This window comes from Bacteroides caecigallinarum (genome assembly GCF_021530995.1).
Taxonomy (GTDB): Bacteria; Bacteroidota; Bacteroidia; order Bacteroidales; family Bacteroidaceae; genus Phocaeicola; species Phocaeicola faecigallinarum.
On the sequence record NZ_JADYTF010000211.1, the window covers coordinates 1 to 2,184 of the forward strand.

The following is a 2,184-nucleotide window of genomic DNA, read 5'->3' on the forward strand; positions in this document are numbered from 1 at the left end:
GTTATGTAGGTCGGCGGCATTGCTGCCGCTTTCCCCATTAAGAACTGTACGTGCGACTTTCACCGCATACAGCTCCGATAATTCTAAATTTAATTCTCATAAAATTAAATCGGCTCGTAATCATCTTTCGATGACTTGTTTCCGATAAAGTTTTCTTCACGCACGCAGACGGGCACTTTTGAGTTTCCGCCTTTCGAAGTATTCGTCCCATACTGGGTCAAACGGATTGGCTTCGCATTTTATCTTTATGTGTCGCTTGATTGGAATCTCAGTCAGTTGTTGTAATGTGAACTTCTCCTTTATTCCTCCACATTCATATACAAATCCGAAAATCCAATTTCTGCCACCTTCATGGATAAAATACTTCTTCCTTATCCATTCCCTTGACTTGTTGGTATGTCTGTTATATGACCATCTTTTAAGCTGGTTTATTAAGATATGGTCGCATCGGCAGAACACCTCCTTTGATACCACATGGCTGTAGTAGTTGCCCCATCCCCTTATTATAGGATTGAGTTTCTCTATCAACTCCTGCTGGGATAGTGACTTACCTTTGGTCAGCACAACCTCATGCAGCTTGTCAGTGAAGCGTTTCTGACTTTTCTTTGACGGCTTTATTAACAATGTTCCGTTGTACTTCCGTACATTGAACCCTAAAAAGTCAAATCCTTCACTGATGTGTGTTATCAGTGTCTTCTCCTCGGATAGTGTAAGCCCTCTTTCCTTTAAAAAGGCTGTCAACATTTCCTTTATTTCAAGTAATGTTTCCCTTTTATCGGCTGTGACAATGAAGTCGTCCGCATATCTTACAAGATTGACTTTGGGACAGTACAGTTTTCCATTGACATAATTTGCCTTGTACTTCTCTTTGAGCATTCTTTCCATGCCGTCCAGAGTTGCATTTGCAAGTGTCGGTGATATGATACCACCCTGCGGTGTCCCTTCAAGTGTCGGTTGAAGCAGTTTGTTGAACACAACTCCACTTTTAAGCCATTTCCTTAATATCTGCCTGTCGATTCGTACGTTATCGAGAAGCCATTCGTGGCTGATATGGTCGAAGCAGCCTTTTATGTCTCCCTCCAATATCCATTCGGGAGAGCAATCCCTGCTTAGCCATCTGTGGAGTGCATCTATCGCATCTGCCGTGCTTCTGAACTTTCTGAATCCGTAAGAGTTTGCATCCGCTTCACTCTCCGTTATGGGTTCCAATGCCATAAGGTACAGTGCCTGCATGGCTCTGTCTTTCATGGTCGGTATTCCCAACGGTCTTGTCTTGCCGTTCGTCTTGGGTATGTTGACCCTTTTCAATGGGAGGGCTTTATATCCTCTCCGTGTCAAAGAACGTATAGCTTCTATTTTCTTGGCATCGGTGTCCCACTTTATTTGGTCAACCCCTGCCGTGCGCTTGCCTTTATTGGAGGTCACTTTTCTTACTGCCAATGCCTTGGCTTCAAACGAAGTGACAAGGAGGTGCTGCAAGGCTTTCACCTTGTTGTACCTCTTTTCTGTATGAGCCTTTGCTATTCGGACTTGCAGCTTTCTGACCTTGCACTCACACTTATGAAAGTCAATGTCTTTCCATGCAGTGTTATACTTGGCTGAAGATGCACACTCGGCTTTCGCCTCGCTCCTTTGCTGTTTCTTCATTTCGTTAAAGTTCTACAATCGTTTCACAAAGAATTACCCTGCGGAAGTCTGCCTGCTTTCGCATGAGGTGACGTTAAAACCTCTATCCTCCGCATTACACGGAAGCGTTCGCTTTCTCCGCAATCCTTTACCCGCACCTCATTAGGCTTCTCTTGCGATTGGCTTACCTGCTGTATAGCTATAGGCAGGAGAAATACGGGCTTACCAAGTTCCGTACAAGTAACTGACGACCGACTTAGAGTCCGCCCTTCCACCGGCAGTGCTGTATCCGTGTAGTCCTAAAAACCAGAGAACTATCCTGACTGCATGCCTTTTGGCTATAGCTTGTTAATATCCGTAAGCTATTTCTTTATTACGATGGTGCAGCGGTTCACATCTGTTACTCATATCGGTCAGCCTAACAGCCTATACATTGGATATTTCTGCATAGAACCATATTGTCAAGAGGGCTTCGCACCAAACAATTACTCGTAAAGCACGCCTCTTTAGGCTACTGTTGACGGAACAACAGGTTCAGACATCATGCTGAACAATTAC

Annotated in this window: 2 protein-coding genes; both read right to left on the reverse strand. The window is 44.3% G+C overall.

Translation table 11 applies throughout. The features are described from left to right. Window positions 1–156: 156 nt before the first annotated feature. Complete coding sequence (gene ltrA, locus I6E24_RS16035; protein ID WP_235329691.1) at window positions 157–1,647, reverse strand: group II intron reverse transcriptase/maturase; 1,491 nt, start codon at window positions 1,645–1,647, stop codon at window positions 157–159. Window positions 1,648–1,670: 23 nt separating this feature from the next. Beyond that, the gene (locus tag I6E24_RS16040) at window positions 1,671–1,901 is read right to left on the reverse strand and encodes a hypothetical protein (protein ID WP_072541418.1); all 231 of its coding nucleotides are present in this window, start codon (window positions 1,899–1,901) and stop codon (window positions 1,671–1,673) included. Window positions 1,902–2,184: the final 283 nt, after the last annotated feature.

Coding starts and splice junctions, on each gene's coding strand:
- ltrA (WP_235329691.1), bottom strand. CDS start 1,647: ATGAAGAAACAGCAAAGGAGCGAGGCGAAAGCCGAGTGTGCATCTTCA.